This window comes from Cupriavidus sp. UME77 (genome assembly GCF_014170355.1).
Classification (GTDB): Bacteria; Pseudomonadota; Gammaproteobacteria; order Burkholderiales; family Burkholderiaceae; genus Cupriavidus; species Cupriavidus basilensis.
Map to the genome: position 1 here is coordinate 103,621 of NZ_LZZU01000046.1, position 17,312 is coordinate 120,932.

At 66.5% G+C, this 17,312-nt stretch carries 13 protein-coding genes; 7 read left to right on the forward strand and 6 right to left on the reverse strand.

The window, feature by feature from the left end; all coding sequences use genetic code 11:
• Positions 1 to 27 precede the first annotated feature (27 nt).
• From A9975_RS18385 to A9975_RS18405, 5 genes are all read left to right on the forward strand, one after another.
• Entirely contained in the window at positions 28 to 570 is a 543-nt protein-coding gene (locus A9975_RS18385; RefSeq protein WP_183034071.1) for a DUF421 domain-containing protein, read from the forward strand.
• A gap of 31 nt (positions 571 to 601) precedes the next feature.
• Positions 602 to 1,978 (forward strand): L-serine ammonia-lyase, encoded by a 1,377-nt coding sequence (locus A9975_RS18390; protein ID WP_183034072.1) that lies wholly within the window; start codon positions 602 to 604, stop codon positions 1,976 to 1,978.
• A gap of 89 nt (positions 1,979 to 2,067) precedes the next feature.
• Positions 2,068 to 2,391 (forward strand): EthD family reductase, encoded by a 324-nt coding sequence (locus A9975_RS18395; protein ID WP_183034073.1) that lies wholly within the window; start codon positions 2,068 to 2,070, stop codon positions 2,389 to 2,391.
• A gap of 54 nt (positions 2,392 to 2,445) precedes the next feature.
• Positions 2,446 to 3,183 (forward strand): MBL fold metallo-hydrolase, encoded by a 738-nt coding sequence (locus A9975_RS18400; protein WP_183034074.1) that lies wholly within the window; start codon positions 2,446 to 2,448, stop codon positions 3,181 to 3,183.
• A 71-nt stretch (positions 3,184 to 3,254) separates the two neighbouring features.
• Positions 3,255 to 3,734 carry an OsmC family protein gene (locus A9975_RS18405; RefSeq protein WP_183034075.1) on the forward strand — a complete coding sequence of 160 codons (480 nt, stop codon included), beginning with the start codon at positions 3,255 to 3,257 and terminating at the stop codon, positions 3,732 to 3,734.
• Here the strand turns inward: A9975_RS18405 and A9975_RS18410 are convergent, their stop codons facing one another.
• The 3 genes from A9975_RS18410 to A9975_RS18420 all read right to left on the reverse strand — a co-directional run bounded on the left by A9975_RS18410 (position 3,735) and on the right by A9975_RS18420 (position 8,143).
• The gene (locus tag A9975_RS18410; protein ID WP_150987493.1) at positions 3,735 to 4,850 is read right to left on the reverse strand and encodes a YbdK family carboxylate-amine ligase; all 1,116 of its coding nucleotides are present in this window, start codon (positions 4,848 to 4,850) and stop codon (positions 3,735 to 3,737) included.
• On the reverse strand, positions 4,850 to 6,064 hold the full coding sequence (locus A9975_RS18415) for a cation:proton antiporter (RefSeq protein WP_174426843.1): 1,215 nt from the start codon (positions 6,062 to 6,064) through the stop codon (positions 4,850 to 4,852). The genes A9975_RS18410 and A9975_RS18415 overlap by 1 nt, the downstream gene beginning before the upstream one ends.
• A 165-nt stretch (positions 6,065 to 6,229) precedes the next feature.
• Positions 6,230 to 8,143 carry a tetratricopeptide repeat protein gene (locus A9975_RS18420; RefSeq protein WP_183034076.1) on the reverse strand — a complete coding sequence of 638 codons (1,914 nt, stop codon included), beginning with the start codon at positions 8,141 to 8,143 and terminating at the stop codon, positions 6,230 to 6,232.
• Between the two features lie 218 nt (positions 8,144 to 8,361).
• On the opposite strand from A9975_RS18420, the gene A9975_RS18425 reads away from it, so the two are divergent.
• Entirely contained in the window at positions 8,362 to 8,613 is a 252-nt protein-coding gene (locus A9975_RS18425) for a type II toxin-antitoxin system Phd/YefM family antitoxin (protein WP_174426841.1), read from the forward strand.
• A complete protein-coding gene (locus tag A9975_RS18430; RefSeq protein ID WP_183034077.1) occupies positions 8,614 to 8,937 on the forward strand; it encodes a type II toxin-antitoxin system RelE/ParE family toxin in 324 nt (107 codons plus the stop codon).
• A 173-nt stretch (positions 8,938 to 9,110) separates the two neighbouring features.
• On the opposite strand, the gene A9975_RS18435 is transcribed toward A9975_RS18430, so the two are convergent.
• From A9975_RS18435 to A9975_RS18445, 3 genes are all read right to left on the reverse strand, one after another.
• On the reverse strand, positions 9,111 to 10,262 hold the full coding sequence (locus A9975_RS18435; protein WP_043350739.1) for a branched-chain amino acid ABC transporter substrate-binding protein: 1,152 nt from the start codon (positions 10,260 to 10,262) through the stop codon (positions 9,111 to 9,113).
• Between the two features lie 144 nt (positions 10,263 to 10,406).
• Positions 10,407 to 14,408, reverse strand: a complete 4,002-nt coding sequence (gene putA, locus A9975_RS18440) for a trifunctional transcriptional regulator/proline dehydrogenase/L-glutamate gamma-semialdehyde dehydrogenase (protein WP_183034078.1) — start codon at positions 14,406 to 14,408, stop codon at positions 10,407 to 10,409.
• A gap of 192 nt (positions 14,409 to 14,600) precedes the next feature.
• Complete coding sequence (locus A9975_RS18445; RefSeq protein ID WP_183034120.1) at positions 14,601 to 16,892, reverse strand: primosomal protein N'; 2,292 nt, start codon at positions 16,890 to 16,892, stop codon at positions 14,601 to 14,603.
• Between the last annotated feature and the right edge of the window lie 420 nt (positions 16,893 to 17,312).

Consider the following 17,312-nt stretch of genomic DNA (forward strand, 5'->3'; position numbering starts at 1 on the left):
CGGCCGTGCCCGGAATACGGAGCACGCATGTGGAATCTCAGCGCCCCATGGTGGGAATTCGTCCTGCGCGGACTGATCGTCTACGGCAGCCTGCTGGTGCTGCTGCGGCTGTCCGGCAAGCGCCAGATCGGGCAGCTCACCTCGCTCGACCTGGTGCTGCTGCTGGTGCTGTCCAACGCCGTGCAGAACTCCATGAACGCCGGGGACAACTCCGTCACGGCCGGGTTGATCCTGGCGGTGACGCTGGTCAGTGCCAACCTTGTGCTGGCGTGGCTGAGCTGGCGCAGCCGGCGCTTCGAGAACGTCGTCGAGGGGCGCCCGCAGGTATTGATCCACGAAGGCATGGTCTTCGGTGACGTGATGAAGCGCGCTTTCGTGACCCGCGACGACCTGCGCAAGGCACTGCGCCATGCGGGGTGCGAGCGTGTCGCCGATGTGCATTTCGCGATCCTCGAGAACGACGGCACCATCAGCGTGCTGGTAAAGAAAGACGCGCCACCCACGCCGCCCAATGCGGCGGGTTCGCTGTGGCGCGCCCCCATCAATCAGGACACGGACGCGCCGGTCTGATCCCGGCGCGAGCCAACCCCAGGAGCCTACCGTGGCTGTCAGCGTCTTCGATCTGTTCAAGGTGGGCATCGGCCCATCAAGCTCGCACACCGTTGGTCCGATGCGCGCCGCGCTGATGTTCGCCCAGGGCCTGGCGCGCGACAGCCTGTTACCGCAGGTGGCCAGCGTGCGCGTGGAGCTGTACGGCTCGCTCGGCGCCACCGGCCGCGGCCACGGCACCGACAAGGGCGTGATCCTCGGCTTGCTGGGCGAAGCGCCCGACACCATCGACCCCGACACCATCGACTTGCGGCTGGCCGCGCTGCGCGCCAGCCGCACGCTCTCGCTGCTGGGCACCCATCCCGTGCCCTTCGTGGAGAAGGAGCACATCGTCTTCTACCGCCGCGAGGCCATGGCCGAGCATCCCAACGGCATGAAGTTCCACGCCTTCAATGCTGGCGGCGAGCGCATCCGCGAGGGGCGCTACCTGTCGGTGGGCGGCGGCTTCATCATCACGGCCGGCGCAGCCAATACGCATATCCTGGAGGCTGACCAGCAGTTGCCGCATCCGTTTCGCAGCGGGCGCGCGATGCTGGAGATGGCAGCCGCCAGCAAGAAGAGCATTGCGCGGCTGATGATGGAAAACGAATGCGTGTGGCGCAGCGAGGCTGAGGTCAACGCCGGCCTGCTGCAGATCTGGGCCGTGATGCAAGCCTGCGTGGCACGCGGCTGCCGCACCGACGGCGAGCTGCCCGGGCCGTTCAAGGTCAAGCGCCGCGCCCACGACCTGTTCCGCAACCTCACCGAGCACGCCGAGCGCGCGCTGGCCGATCCGCTCTCGGTGATCGACTGGGTCAACCTGTATGCGATCGCCGTCAACGAAGAAAACGCCGCCGGCGGCCGCGTGGTCACCGCGCCCACCAACGGTGCCGCCGGCATCATCCCGGCCGTGCTGCATTACTACGACCGCTTCGTGCCCGGCGCCAACCCGCAGGGCGTGATCGATTTCCTGCTGACAGCCGGCGCCATCGGCATGCTCTACAAGCTCAATGCCTCGATCTCCGGCGCCGAGGTCGGCTGCCAGGGCGAGGTCGGCGTAGCCTGCTCGATGGCCGCCGGCGCCCTTGCCGCCGTGATGGGCGGCACGCCGGAGCAGGTAGAGAACGCGGCCGAGATCGGCATGGAGCACAATCTCGGGCTGACCTGCGACCCGGTCGGCGGGCTGGTACAGATTCCTTGCATCGAGCGCAACGCCATGGCCTCGGTGAAGGCCGTGAATGCGGCGCGCATGGCGTTGCGCGGCGACGGCATGCACTATGTGTCGCTCGATTCCGTGATCAAGACCATGCGCGAGACCGGCGCCGACATGAAGACAAAGTACAAGGAAACGGCGCGTGGCGGCTTGGCGGTGAATATCGTGGAGTGCTGAGGCCACCCCGCAGTGCAAGCCCAAGCGAACGCGCGCTTTCTGCTACGCTTGCCGGGCATCACCCCAATCCAATCCAACGGGAGTCCGGCATGATCAAGATCAGCTTTCTCTATCCGCACAGCAAGGATGGCAAGTTTGACATGGATTACTACCTGCAGCGCCACATGCCGCGTGCCATCGCGCTGTTTGGCGCGCACCCCGGCTATCGCGGCGTGGCGGTGGAACGCGGGCTGGGCGCCGGCGCGCCGGGTTCCGATCCGGCCTTCACGGTGATGTGCCATTTCCTGTTCGAGTCCGTGCCTGACTTCGTGGCCGCCGCCAAGGCAGCCGGCAATGAGCTGCAGCTCGACATCCCCAATTACACCGATGCGGTTCCCATGATGCAGATCAGCGAAGTGCTGACGATCGGCTGATCGCGCCCGCTGGCGGCGCTATCATGTAGCGTTTCCCCACTAGCGGGCATGGCCATGCAGACCTTCCATCAGCTGTTTGACGAAACCTCGTCCACCTACACCTACTTGCTGATCGATGCCGCCACGCGCCAGGCGCTGCTGATCGATCCGGTGGACCACCAGCTGCAACGCGACATGGCGCTGCTGCAGGCCTGCGGCGCTACGCTGGCGTGGGTGGTCGAGACCCATGCCCATGCGGACCATATCACCTCGGCCGGCCATGTTGCACTGCAAACCGGCGCACGTACCGCAGCCCCCTCGGGCTGCGACATCCAACCCGCGCAGAAGCAGCTGATCGACGCAGACACGCTGCAGTTCGGCACGCAGACGCTGCGCGCCATCCATACGCCGGGGCACACCGCCGGCAGCATGAGCTACCTGTGGGAAGAGGCCACGCCCGCCGGCCTGGTGCGCCGCGTCTTCACCGGCGATGCGCTGCTGATCGACGGTTGCGGCCGCACCGACTTCCAGTCCGGCGACGCCGGCACGCTGTACGACAGCCTCACGCAGAAACTCTTCGCCCTGCCCGACGACACCGTGGTCTACCCCGCCCACGACTACAAGGGCCGCACCGCATCCACCATCGGCTTCGAGCGCGCCAACAACAGCCGCGTGGCCGGGCGCACGCGTACCCAGTTCATCGAGATGATGGGGCAACTGAACCTGCCCAAGCCGAAGCTGATCGATGTGGCGGTCCCCGCCAACCAGCGGCTCGGGCTGCGGGATGGCGAAAGCGTGCCGCACGGGGCGTGACGCGCGCTAAACGATAGGCAATCAGCTATCAGCATTCAGCCTTGGCGGGCACCTTGATGGAGAGAGAAGACATGGCCCAGTACACCGCAGAGATCCTCTGGCAACGTGGCGAGCAGGATTTCCTCGGCAATCGCTATAGCCGCAAGCACCTGCTGCGCTTCGACGGCGGCGTGGAAGTACCCGGATCCTCATCGCCCCATGTCGTGCCCCTGCCCATGTCGGACGCCGCCGCCGTGGATCCCGAAGAAGCCTTCGTTGCGTCACTTTCCAGTTGCCACATGCTGTGGTTCCTTTCCATCGCCGCCAAGCACAAGTTCTGCGTGGACCGCTACTTCGATGCCGCGGTCGGCACCATGGCGAAGAACGCGGAAGGCCGGATGGCCATGACGGTGGTCACGCTCAGGCCGGAGGTCACCTTCAGCGGCGAGCGCCAGCCGACCCGGGAGGAACTGGCACACCTGCATCACACGGCGCACGAAGCCTGCTTCATTGCCAACTCGGTGAGGTCGGAGCTGCGCTGCGAGCCGGTGTACGTGGGCGCGCAGGCGTAGTCAGCCGGCCCAGCTGTCGCAGGTCTGCCGTACCGTTTCGCGCAGGCTGCGCGTGGTGCTTTCGATCTGGCGCACGCGCTCCGCGTCGCCGTTGCGGCTTTGCGCCAGCGCGCGGATATTGGCCAGCGCATCGAGCGAGCCCAGCGCTTCGGCATGCGGCACCAGCGCGTCGCAGATCGAGATGATGTGGTCGGCGATCGGCATCCGGGTCAGCTCGTTGGGGTGCACGTACTCGCCTTCCAGCCCGAAACGGCAAGCCTGGAAGCGGTTGAAGGTGTAGACCAGGTAGTCGTCTTCCTGCGGCATGAACGGGCGCGACAGCAGCAGGTAGCGCGCGAGTGCCTGGATGTAAGCGGCGATATCGCAGGCGCGCCCGACGGTCAGCGGCGTGTCCATCACGCGGACTTCGATGGTGCCGAACTCCGGCTTGGGACGGATATCCCAGTAGAAGTCCTTCATGCTCTCGATCACGCCCGTGTTGCGCATCTTGTTGAAGTACGCGGTGAAAGCGTCCCAGGTGAGCAGATACGGCGCGCGCCCGCTCATTGGGAAGGCGGCGACGGAATTCAGCCGTGCCGAGGCGAAACCAGTGTCCACCCCTTGCACATAGGGAGAGGAGGCGGCCAGCGCGATGAAATGCGGCACATAGCGGCCGATGGCGTGGAGCAGGAACAGCGATTCGTCGGCGCTCGGGCAGCCGATGTGCACGTGCTGGCCGAACACCGTGAACTGCTTGGCCAAATAGCCATAGAGCTCGGAAATGTACTGGTAGCGCGGCGAATCCGAGATGGTGCGATCGGCCCATTGCTGGAACGGGTGCGTGCCGCCGCCGCAGATGCCGAGGTTGAGCGAGCGCGAGGCGTCGACCATCAGGTCGCGCATGGTGCCCAGTTCGTCCAGCGCCTGTGCATAACTTTTGCAGATGCCGGTGCTGATCTCGATCATCGAGGGGCTGATCTCGGGCTTGATGTCGCCGGCGTGTTGCGCGCCTTTCAGCGCACGCAGCAAATCCGGCGCGAACGGCGCCAGGTCATAGTCATGCCGGTTGACGAGCTGCAGTTCCAGTTCCACGCCAAACGTCAGCGCCTCGGAATGCTTGAACGGTTCGAGTGACATCAGCGCCCTCCTCCATGGCTTCTGACCTCGCCCGCATAGCGAAGTGCCCAGCCCGCCAGCGTAGGCCCAAGCAACTGCTCGATCGCCAGCGTACACAGGATGATGGCTGCCAGCGGCTCACCCGTGGCGGGATACAGCAGCGCGATATCGCTCATCAGCAAGTACGCGAGCCCCGACATGGGTGCCAGCGCAAGCCCGAGTGCCACGCACTGCTTCATGCTCAGGCCCGAGAACGAACCCAGCGAGACAACACCGGCCAGCTTGGCAATATGACGCAGCAGTACCAGCACACAGGCGGCGCCACCACCGATGGCCCAGTCGTGCGCCGTCAGCGGCAGGCCGAGCGAGACCACCATCACGATGATCAGCAAGCTGCCCGCGCTGCCGAAGTGCGCCGGCCATACGCGCGGCTGGCTGTCCTGGTGCTTGAACACCACACCAGCCAGCATCAGCGTGAGCGGCATCGACAGCTTGAGCACGCGCGTGAGCGCCAGCGTGAACAGCACCAGCCCTACCAGCACCAGGAAGCTGTAGTGATCGTCCGTTTCCATGCGCGCATAGATCGCGTGGCCGAGCTTGCCAACGCCCCAGGCCAGCAGGCAGGAACCCACCAGCAGATAGAGCGGATGCAGCAGCGCCGCACCCAGGTTGCCGTATTCGGAATGCAGCCAGCCGGTGGCGACCTGGACGATGGCGGCGGCGTAGATGCTGTTCAGCGCGGCCATGGCGAGCAGCCGCTCGGTAACCTGCCCTTCGGCGCGCAGCTCGTTCTTGAGCTGCAGCACGATGGTGGGCGAGGTGCTCACGGCAATGCCGCCGGCCAGGATGGCAACCGCCGGGCTCACGCCGATCCATTGCAGCACGGCGGCAACCAGGCCCCAGGTCAGCAGGCTTTCAAAGGCGCTGGTGAAGAGCAGCCAGCGATTGGCCCGCAGCCAGGTGAGCGAGAGCCGGTGCCCGAGCTCGAACAAGGCGAGCGCCAGCGCCATGTCGATCAGGATGCGGGTCTGCGCGATCATGTCCTCGTCCACGATGCCGCGGCCGAGCATGCCAGCCGCGAGACCCGTGGCGGCATAACCGACGATGCGGGGCAGCCGCAGGTACATGCGGCACACCTCGCCCGCCAGGCCGGCGCCCACCAGCGCCAGCCCGACCCAGAAAAGCCCGCCCGGTGCCAGGGGCAGGCTTGGAAACAATTGGCTCAGTCCATTCATGGGCTATATGGTAACGGAGCCACATGACATTCCATGTCGGAGTTTGTCCGACAGAGGCACGGAATTTGCTGTCAACATGACGCGTTCACACGTAAAAAAACGCCATCTTACAGGGATGGCGTTTTTTATCGTGACTGGACCGGTGATGCCGCCGGCCCCCGCTGGCTACACGCCCCAGAATTTCCATCCCGGACGCGTCGCCCGCAGGCCGGTTTCCATGCGGGCGTAGAGTGAGCGCGTCTTGCCCTGCGCGGCGCCACTCGCGCGGGCCTTGTCGAAGTAGCCCAGCGCCGTCTCGCGCTGCTCCAGGCCCAGCGCGGCCTCGACGGCGCCCAGGTACGCCTCGCCATCCCAGCCGTTGCGCGCGGCAAAGGCGGCCTCGAAGTCCGTCAGCGCTTCGGCGTATTGCTTCTCGCCGTTGCGGATCAGCGCGCGCTGCAGGCGCGGGAAGGCCTGGTCCGCAGGATCGTCGGCGGTCAGCGCGATGGCTTGCTCGAACATTGGCAGCGCGCGCTCCGGTGCGCCCAGGCCACGCCAGACCATGCCGAACTGGTTGCACAGCCACGCGTCCTCGATCAGCAGCGCGCGGCGCTGCAGGGCCTCGATCTCGGCCTGCGCGTCGGTGCGGTCGTGCTGGTCCATGCTGTCCATGGCGTTGCGCAGCAGCCCCGCAAAGTGCGCGCGGGCGTGGGCCAGCGCATGCGCGGTCTGGCTGCGCTCCTCCACCGGCAAGGCGTCGGCGCGCGCATCCATGTGCGCCAGCGCGTCACGGGCCGCTGACGTCACTTCCGTGCCGCCGATGGCCTTCCAGGTGCTCATCAGCCGGCTGAAGATCCAGCCCACGTTGGCGGGATCGCGCTCCAGCGGATAGCGGTTGAGCACGTCGCCCGCGACTTCCACGGCTTTTCCGTGCTGGCCGGCAGCCTCGAGGCACTCGAGCAGGTCGATCCAGTGCTCGATGAATTCGCTGACCGCGATGCCCTTCTCGTGCAGCGCTATGCGCTCCGCGCGGTTGCCCTCGCCTTCCAACCGGGTCGCCAGGTTGTGGCACAGCAACGAGTAGATATGGGGATCAGCGTCGTCGTAGCCGCCCTCGCCGGTGGCGAAGTAGGCTTCGAAGCGCGCCAGGCCCAGGCGATAGGCCTTGATCAGGTGCGGCATCAACGCCGCCTCGGCCGCCGGCACCGCGTCCATGAACTCAGCCAGCGCCACGCCAGCATTGTAGTAACCGGTCGCATCCGTCGCGCCCTCGACAAAGGCAAAGCGCAGCCAAGGCGCCGCCTCGCCGGACTGGTGGCGCCATTCGAGCTCGCGCACCTGCGCCTTGGGGTCCGGCGCCTTGCGCTGGTAGATGGCGAAATCGTCCCAGGCACCATCGAGTTCGCCCGCGCGGTAGCGCAGCGGCGCGCGGATGCGGCGGGCGTGCGGGTGGTCCGGCTGGCTGGCCAGCACGATGGCGGCCTGCTCGGCGGCCAGCGCATCGCCCGCAGCCTCGTCGAGCTCCAGCAGGTCGGGGTTGTCCAGGCCGATCCGCGCCAGGCACAGGCGCAGCATCGGCTCGGCCTCGTCGCCTGCGGCATTCACGTGGGCCAGCGCCTGGCCCAGGATGTCTTCGGCGCCAAGATCCGGTGCGCGATAAAGCAGGTCATACCAATAAGCGCCGGCCGCGGCGAAATTGCCGAGCCGGTAATGCACCAGCCCGGCGTGCAGGCGGGCGCTCCACTCGCCGGAAGACAAGCCGTTGCGCAGCGCGGCCTCTTCCAGCCAGGGCAGCGCCTCCTGCAAGCGCTCCATCCCCATCAGCAGCATGCCGTAGCGATGCGCGATCACACCCCGCGAGGACCAGCGGTGCGCCGGGTGCAATGGCAGCCCGGGCAGCTTGGCCAGCGCCGCATCGAGCACGGCAAAGGCGCCCTGCGCATCGCCACGGTCAAAATGCAGGCGTGCCCGCAGGCAGTCGAAATCCACCACTTGAGGCTGCGCTTGCGAAAGCTGGTCGAGAATGACCAGCGCTTCATCGTAGCGCTCTGCGTTGGCTAGCTCGATGGCGTGGTCGTAGCTGACTTCCTGCACGGACACGGACTGCTCCTTCGGGGTGGATGTGCGAGTGCGGGATTATGCGCCATCGTGGCCCCCTCCTGCTCGTGAAAACAGGGGGAGAAATCTGCCGCTAGTGCAGCACTAGACTTCGGCTGGGTCCCCATGTATGCCAGAAACGACAGCGCCACGCCGCAGGCTTGAGAATATAGAAACAGGGCCTAAAATAGGTCTGAATTTAGATCTATCTGGAACATGTGATGGAAAACATCCACAGCCTGCTGACCGTCAGCATCTCGGAATTCAAGCAAAACCCCAGCAAGGTTGTCGAGGAGGCCCATGGCCAGCCGGTGGCTGTTCTGAACCATAACCGGCCCGCGTTCTACACCGTATCTCCGGAATTCATGGCCAAGATGGCCGAGCTGTACGATGAGCGCCAGCTTGAGAGCCTGGTACAGACACGACTCAAATCGGTGAGCCGCGCGGTCAAAGTCAACATTGACGACCTGTAAATGCCCCACGAACTACGGTTCGTCCCAGAGGCACTCGAGAATTGGGCGAAGCTCGATGGTTCGGTCAGAGCCCTATTCAAGAGCGCACTGAAGCGGCGCCTGGCGACGCCGAGGGTCCCGGGCGCGGAACTCCGGCCACCGCTCATTGACTGCTACAAAATCAAGCTGCGCGGCGTCGGATACCGGCTGGTCTATCTGGTCCGCGACGATGAAAATCCGCCCGATATCGTTGTTCTGGCAGCCGGCCGCCGCGATGGCGGCATCTACGAGGATGCGGCGGCGGCGTGGGAGGGTGGGCAGGACCTCGGCGCCAACGAAGACTGAGGGCAGGTCTCGTCTGCATTTACCTGCCCCTGCGGGTCAAGATAGATCTTGCCGTAGAAAAACGCCCCAGCCGCTGGCTGAGGCGTTTTGCACTCCCCTCGCGGGGCGCCACCAACGCTTTAACCCGACGGGGAGGCCCGCAGGGTGGCGTTGTCGTTCCAGAGCAGAATAGCTTACTTGCCGCCAACCGTCTCCAGCACGGTCCACTTGCCGCCAACCACCTTGTAGACGGTGATGCCGCCGTCCTTCAGGTCGCCGCGCGCGTCGTAGGCCAGGGTCTTGGTGGTCACGCCTTGCATGTTGGTGGCCGCCAGCACCGGCAGGTAGCGCGCCGGATCGGCCGAGCCTGCCTTGATCATGGCGGTCATCAAGGCGGTGGCGCCGTCATAGGCGTACGGCGAGTAGGTCTGCACCTTGCTGCCGAAGCGCTTCTCGTACTTCTTCTCGTAGGCGGTGCCACCGGGCATCTGCTCCAGCGGCAGGCCGGCCAGCGAGACGACCGTGCCCTCGGCAGCGGGACCGGCCAGCTTGAGGAAGTTGTCAGTCTTCGACATTTCGCCCGACACCACCGGCGACTTCATGCCGAGTTCCTTGACCTGCTTGGCCATCGGCGCGGATTGCGTCTCGGCGCCGCCAAAGAAGATCACGTCCGGGTTGCTGCGCTTGATGTTGGTCAGCACGGCCTTGAAGTCCACCGCCTTGTCGTTGGTGAACTCGCGGCGCACGATCTTGCCGCCGGCGGCCTTGGCGGCCTTCTCGAACTCGTCGGCCAGGCCTTGGCCGTAGGCGGTGCGGTCGTCGACGATGGCGATGTTCTTGGCGCCCAGCTTCTTCACCACGAAGGCACCGATCACCGAGCCCTGCTGGGTGTCGGAGGTCATCATGCGGAAGGTGGTCTTGAAGCCCTGGCGGGTGTACTCAGGCGCCGTTGCCATGGCGATCTGGGGAATGCCCGCGCGGTTGTAGACCATCGACGCCGGGATGCTGGTGCCCGAGTTGAAGTGGCCCAGCATGCCCTGGATGCCGTTGTCGACCAGCTTTTGCGCGACCACCGAGCCAGTCTTGGGGTCTGCCGCGTCGTCTTCAGAGAGCAGTACGAACTTGACGTCCTTGCCGCCGATCTTGGGCTTGGTCGCGTTCATTTCCTCGATGGCGAGGACAACGCCGTTCTGCATGTCCTTGCCGTATTGCGCCTGGCCGCCGGTCATCGGCGCGGCAAAGCCCAGCTTGATTTCCTGCGCCTGGGCGAAGGCGGCCGAGGTGGCGCACAGGCCAGCGACGGACAGGGCAACGGTGAGGGCCGTCTTGTGGAAAGTCGAGTTCATCTGTTCTCCTTGGTAGCTATTCTCTATAGCCTTTGCTGCGTTTTTGGACGCGTCCGGGTGTGGCGCGAAACGCTCCCCGATTTTCAAATACGCGAGGTTTGCGGGATCACCGCTTTCTCGCGTCGCTTCGATCGACGCCCGGCGTTAGCCGATCGTCATCAAACTCGCATTGCCGCCCGCTGCCGCCGTATTGACGGACAGCGAACGCTCGATCAACAAACGCTCGATGGCGATATTCGGTTCACCATGTGCCAGGCCTTGCACCGAAATGATTGGGCCGGGGCGCGTGGCCAGCTGTTCGCACACGGCGCGCAGCTGGTCGGAATCGCCATGGTGGAGGACCGCGTCGAAGCCGGTGTCGCTGGCCGACCAGTCGGCCACCAGGCTGACGCGCGATTGTACTGCCTTGGGCAGGCGTGCAAACAGGGCCCGGGACATGGGGCTTTCAACCCACACGGCCTGGCTGCCAGCCGCCAGCACGGCCGCCAACTGCACGGCCAGGTCGGTCTCCTGCTGGGCCAGGCAAAGCACGGCGGCGCGCGGCAGCAGCGTGTAGGTGTTGCGCTCGCCGGTGGGGCCGGGCAGCGTGACCGACAGGCCGGCCGCCGAGGCCGCGGCAAAGCGCTCGCACACCGCCGCCAGCCCGGGCAGCGCCGCGCTCTCGCGCTGCGCCCATTCCTTGAGCGTACCCAGTGCCTCGGTCAGCGTGCGGCGCACCGGGCTGGTCTCGTCGGCGCCGCCCAGGGTGTCGGAGGCGCGCACCACGCGGGCCACAGCGTCCTGTGGGCAGACCGACAACAGGCGGTGCAGGTACAGCGGGCCGCCCGCCTTGGGGCCGGTGCCGGACAGGCCTTCGCCGCCGAAGGGCTGCACGCCCACCACCGCGCCCACGATATTGCGGTTGACGTAGAGGTTGCCCACTTCCGCGCGCTCGACGATGTGCTCGATGGTTTCGTCGATGCGGGTGTGAATGCCCATGGTCAGGCCGTAGCCGGTGCCGTTGATCTGCGCAAGCAGCGTGTCGAGGCCGGCTCGCGGGTAGCGCACCACATGCAGCACGGGGCCAAAGACTTCACGCTGCAGTTCTTCGATGCTATCGAGCTCGATCAGCGTTGGCGACACAAACGTGCCATTGCGGCAGGCTGCGCTGGCCGCGCCGTTCGGGTCGGCCTGGTGGACGCGGCGGCCCTTGGCGCGCATGGCGTCGATATGGCGCACGATGTTGCCGCGCGCCTCTTCGTCGATGACCGGGCCGACGTCGGTGGACAAACGGTCCGGGTTGCCCATGGTGAGCTCATCCATGGCGCCCTTGAGCATTTCCAGCACGCGGTCGGCCACTTCTTCCTGCAGACACAGCACGCGCAGCGCTGAGCAGCGCTGGCCGGCCGAGTCGAAGGCGGAGTTGACCACATCGCCAACCACCTGCTCGGCCAGCGCGGACGAGTCCACGATCATCGCGTTCTGGCCGCCAGTCTCGGCGATCAGCGGCACCGGGCGGCCAGCCGCGTCCAGCCGGCCGGCCACGCTGCGTTGCAGCAGGCGCGCCACTTCGGTGGAGCCGGTGAACATCACGCCCTTGACGCGAGCGTCGCCCACCAGCGCGGCGCCCACGGTTTCGCCGCGGCCCGGCAACAACTGCACGGCGCCAGCCGGCACGCCAGCCTCACGCAGCAAGCGCACCGCCTGTGCGGCGATCAGCGGGGTCTGCTCGGCGGGCTTGGCCAGCACGGTGTTGCCGGCAGCCAGCGCGGCCGCGACCTGGCCGGTGAAGATGGCCAGCGGGAAATTCCACGGGCTGATGCAGACCACCGGCCCGAGCGGACGATGGGTATCGCTGGAGAAGGTCTCACGCACTTGCGCGGCGTAATAGCGCAGGAAGTCCACGGCCTCGCGCACTTCGGCGATGGCATTGGAGAAGGTCTTGCCGGCCTCGCGCACGATGATGCCCATCAGGGACTGCATCTGCGCTTCCATCAGCTCCGCGGCACGTTCCAGCGCGGCGGCGCGCACATCGGCCGGGGTCGCCTGCCAGATGGGCGCGGCGTTGACGGCGGCCTGCAGCGCGGCTTCCACCTCGGCCATGCTGGCTTCGGTGACATGGCCGACCACGTCGCGCAGGTCGGACGGGTTGCGCACCGGTGCCGGCTGATTGGCGTGCTCGCCGGCGGCGACTTCCGTGCCCAGCAGCGGCACGGCGCTGACCGCCTCGCTCGTGCCGGCCAGTAGCGCGGACGACAGCGAGGCCAGGCGATGCTCGTTGGAGAGGTCGATGCCAGCCGAATTGGCGCGCGATTGGCCATAAAGCGTGCGCGGCTGCGGAATGCGCGGATGCGGCAGGCCTAGCGCGCCCTCATCGGTGTGCATCTGCTCGACCACGGCCACCGGGTCAGCCACCAGTTCGTCCAGCGAGATGGTGTCGTCGGCGATGCGGTTCACGAAGGACGTGTTGGCGCCGTTTTCCAGCAGGCGGCGCACCAGGTAGGCCAGCAGCGTCTCATGCGTGCCGACCGGCGCGTAGATGCGGCACGGGCGGTTGAACTTGCCATCAGCCAGCGGGCCGACCACCTGGTCGTACAGCGGCTCGCCCATGCCGTGCAGGCACTGGAACTCGTACTGGCCGGGGTAGTAGTTGTGGCCAGCGATCTGGTAGATGGCCGCCAGCGTGTGGGCGTTGTGGGTAGCGAACTGCGGGTAGATCACGTCCGGCACCGACAGCAGCTTGCGCGCGCAAGCCACGTAGGACACGTCGGTATAGACCTTGCGCGTGTAGACCGGATAGCCCTCCAGCCCGTCCACCTGGGCGCGCTTGATCTCGCTGTCCCAGTACGCGCCCTTGACCAGGCGGATCATCAGGCGGTGGCGGCTGCGGCGGGCCAGGTCGATCAGGTAGTCGATCACGAACGGGCAGCGCTTCTGGTAGCCCTGCACCACGAAGCCGATGCCATTCCAGCCGGCCAGCTCGGGCTCGAAGCACAGGCTCTCCAGCAGGTCGAGCGAGATTTCCAGGCGGTCGGCTTCCTCGGCGTCGATATTGATGCCGATGTCGTACTGCCGGGCCAGCAAGGTCAGCGACTTGAGGCGGCCGTACAGCTCGCTGATGACGCGCTCATGCTGCGCGCGGCTATAGCGCGGATGCAGCGCCGAGAGCTTGATCGAGATGCCGGGGCCTTCATAGATGCCGCGCCCGCGCGAAGCCTGGCCGATGGCGTTGATGGCCTGCTCGTAGGAGGCCAGGTAGCGTTGCGCGTCGGCCTCGGTCATGGCCGCTTCGCCCAGCATGTCGTAGGAGTAGCGGAAGCCCTCGGCCTCGTACTTGCGTGCGTTGGCCAGTGCCTCGGAAATGGTCTCGCCGGTGACGAACTGCTCGCCCATCAGGCGCATCGCCATATCCACGCCCTTGCGGATCAGCGGCTCGCCGCCCTTGCCGATGATGCGGGTCAGCGCCTTGGACAGGCCGGCTTCGGTATGGGTGGCCACCAGCTTGCCGGTGAACAGCAGGCCCCAGGTGGCGGCATTGACGAACACCGACGGGCTCTGGCCCAGGTGCGACTGCCAGTTGGCGCCGCTGATCTTGTCGCGGATCAGCGCGTCGCGGGTGGCCTTGTCGGGAATGCGCAGCAGTGCCTCGGCCAGGCACATCAGCGCCACGCCTTCCTGCGAGGACAACGAGAACTCCTGGATCAGGCCCTGCACCAGCCCTTCGCGGCCGGTGCCGACCTTGCGCTCGCGCAACCGCGTGGCCAGGGTCCGGGCCATGGCGAGAGCGGCTTCGGCCTGCTGATGTGGCAGGCGAGCCTGCTCAAGCAGCACCGGCACGCACTCGGACTCCGGGCGGCGATAGCCGGCGGTGATGGCGGCGCGCAGCACCGATTGCGGCTGCACGCTCTGCGCAAACTCCAGGAAAGGCTGTATCGCGCCGTCACCAGCCGCGCCGTCAAAGGCGTCGGCACCGTCCGCCGCACCCTCGCCCCCTGTACCGGCGGCGCTGGTCTCATGCGGGATGTTGCCCCGTTCGACCTGCTCCAGGTACGTGAAGATCGCCTGCTTGATCAGCCAGTGCGGTGTGCGGTCGATCGACTGCGCAACGCGCTTGAGGCGCTCGCGGGAGGCGTCGTCGAGTTTGACGCCGAGGGTGGTGGTGGCCATGCGCTTGATTCTCCGTAAGACGCGGACGCCGGTTTCCTGACTGCGGGGAAACCGGCAGATTGGCGCGATCATACTCCCGGGCAAACCAAAGGTGCAACTAGGTACAACCACTCAGATACATCATAAAAAGTGGTTGCACCATACCTCGTGCTGCGCTGCCCCTGGCGCAACCGGACCCCAGTCAGGTTCCACTCAGATGCGCAGGGGATCGATCTCTAACTGCCAGCGCACGCCCTTGGCATCGCCCAGCGCCTCGCCGAAAGTTTGCACCCACTCGCTGATAAATCTTTGCAGTGCAACGCGCGAGGTACTTTCCACCAGCATTTGCGCGCGTTCCCGGTTAGCCACCCGCACCATCGACATCGGCACCGGGTCATGGAGTTGCACCTCAGGTGCCATCCGGCACGCATCGGCCCGATTCCGCGCGCTCTGGAGGAAGGCCAGCGCACGCTCCAGTTCGGCATGGTCGGCCGTGACGAGCACCTGGTAGGCAAACGGGGGCAACCCGGCCTGGCGGCGCTCGCGCAACTGGGTAGCCGCGAATCCATCATAGTCATGGCGTACCAATGCCTGCAATGCCGATGCATCGGGATAGCGGGTCTGGATCAGCACCTCGCCCGCCAGCCCTGCCCGCCCGGCCCGTCCGGCCACCTGCATCAGGGAGGCGAACAAATGCTCGGCTGCGCGGAAATCGTGGCTGAACATGGCGGCGTCCGGATGGACGATGCCGACCAGGGTCACGCGCTGGAAGTCGTGTCCCTTGGCCACCATCTGCGTACCGACCAGAATGTCGACCTCGCCCGCGTGGACCTCATCGAACATGGCCTGCGCGGTGCCCTTGCGGCGCGTGGAGTCGGCATCGATGCGGGCGATGCGCGCTTGCGGGAAGCGTGCCGCCAGGGCCTCCTCGATGCGCTGGGTGCCTCGACCAAGTGGCGCCACATCCACGTTGCCACAATCCGGGCAATGATGCGGCACCGGGGATTCCAGCCCGCAATGGTGGCAGCGCAGGCGGCGCTCCGGCCGGTGCAGCACCATATAGGCCGAGCAGCGCGGGCATCCGGAGAGCCAGCCGCAGCTATCGCAGGCCAGCACCGGAGCGTAGCCGCGCCGGTTCAGGAACAGCAGGCTCTGCTCGCCACGCTGCAGGCGGGCCTCGATGGCGTTGAGCAACGGCACCGACAACCCTTCGTAGAGGGCACGCTGGCGCTGGCGTTCCTGGTTGATATCGATCAGCCGCACCGTGGGCAGCGTGGCATCGGTCTGGGCCCGCTCACGCAGCACCAGCTTGCGGTAGGTGCCCTGCTCCGCACGCCACCAGGACTCCATGGACGGCGTGGCGGAGCCCAGCACCACGGCCGCGCCGAGCTGCTTGGCCCGCCAGACGGCCAGGTCGCGCGCGGAGTAGCGCAGGCCTTCCTGCTGCTTGTAGGACGTGTCGTGCTCCTCGTCGACCACGATCAGCGCCAGGTGCGGCAGCGAGGCCAGCACCGCCAGCCGCGTGCCCAGCACGATGCGGGCCTCGCCGCGGTGCGCGGCCAGCCATTGCAGCGTGCGCTCCTGGTCGGCCAGGCCGCTATGCAGCACGGCCAGCGGCAGATGGGGAAAGCGCGCGGCAATGCGGCCCTGCAGTTGCGGCGTGAGGTTGATTTCAGGCACCAGCATCAGCACCTGCGCCTGCGCATCGCGCGCCAGCACCTCGGCCATGGCGTGCAGGTAGACTTCGGTCTTGCCGCTGCCGGTCACGCCGTGGAGCAGGAATGGCGCGAATCCCTTGGCCTGCCCGATGGCTTCCACGGCCACACGCTGCTCTTCGTGCAGCGGCGGCGCAGTGGACGGCTCGGCAGCCGAGGGCGCGCCCAGCAAGGGCTGGTCGGCCCGCTCGGAGATCACCCAGCCGGCCTCGGCCCACTCCGCCAGGCGCGAGAGCGCGGCGCTGCATAGCACGCGCGCCTCGGCGGCGGATACCGCCCGCCCTTCCCCAGCGGCTGCCACCAGCGCCTGAGCCAGCGCCAGCACGGTGCGGGCGCGCGGCGGCACCGCCGCCAACAGCGCCTCGCCCTGCCCCGAGGCCACGCGGTAGTGTTCGCTGCGGGCACGCAGTGCCAGCCGCGCCCAGCCGTCGGCCTCGCGCAGGGCCGGAGGCAGCGCGGGCAGCATGACTTCGCCAAGGCAGCGGTGGTAATAGCGTGCGGCAAAGCTCGCCAGCGCAATCCAGTGGGCGCCAAGCGGTGGCAGCCAGTTCAGGCGCTGTGCGACAGAACGCAGTTTGTCCGCGGGTACATCGGAGTGTGCGCAACGCGATACCGCTACGCCGACCAGCGTACGGCGCCCGAACGGCACGGTGACCAGTTCGCCGGGCTGGACTTCCGGGCCAGCGAGGTAATCGAAGACATCGTCAGCCGGCGTATCAAGTGCCACCCGCACGACGGCAAGCGGTGCGCCGTCGGTCGGCTCCGCGGCCAGCGCGGCTTGCTCGGGGATCGCCGGTGACGTCACACCGTGCCTCCCGGGCCGATCGTCCAGCGCAGCGGTGGGTACGGTCCAGATTGGGGCGAGCAAGCCCAATGCATGTGCAGACCGAGGTTGAGCCGCTTTCCAGACAAACTCAGTGTGCGGTGCAACATCAACTTAAAGTAACGCTTCAAATGTGCCCCTAAGTCGATGATAGATGGCTGGTTTTCCCGGCCCCGGGCAGCGCCTGTGGATAACTTTGTTGAAAACTCGTCCGGAGTTCCCGGCAAGCCCCGTAAAACAAGGCTCCCACGGGCATTCCAGCTTGTGCGTGGCCAGATGCAATGCCTTGTAAATCAAGGACTTGGCGATATCCCTCAGATGAGTTAGGGACTAACCCGCTCTTGCACTGCGGAAAACCCATTGATGTGCATAAGTCAAGCCTTGACA